The organism is Pseudomonas tremae (genome assembly GCF_001401155.1).
In the GTDB taxonomy this organism is placed as follows: Bacteria; Pseudomonadota; Gammaproteobacteria; order Pseudomonadales; family Pseudomonadaceae; genus Aquipseudomonas; species Aquipseudomonas tremae.
The window spans coordinates 1-204 of record NZ_LJRO01000485.1 but is presented as its reverse complement, the minus strand read 5'-3'; the positions used below and the strand labels follow the sequence as shown (position 1 = coordinate 204).

The 204-nt window shown below is 57.4% G+C and carries 1 protein-coding gene; it reads right to left on the bottom strand.

The genetic code is table 11. The features are described 5' to 3' along the window. Positions 1-204, bottom strand: a 204-nt coding sequence (ppnP, locus tag ALO43_RS26800; protein WP_157062370.1) for a pyrimidine/purine nucleoside phosphorylase, incomplete at both ends; no start/stop codon positions are given.

The window sequence follows — 204 nt, the reverse complement described above, 5'->3', positions numbered from 1 at the left end:
TGGAACTTGCTGTTGGCCGGCACATTGAACTGACTGCCGGTCGCGAAAGTTTCCCAGTCAGTGCTGTCCGGGAGTTTTACCTGCAACTCGCCCGACACCACGTGCATGATTTCCCGTTGCGCCGTACCGAACTCGTATTCGCCCGCTGCCATTACACCGATGGTTGCCTGACCGTCAACCTGGCTGAAGGCGATGGATTTGACG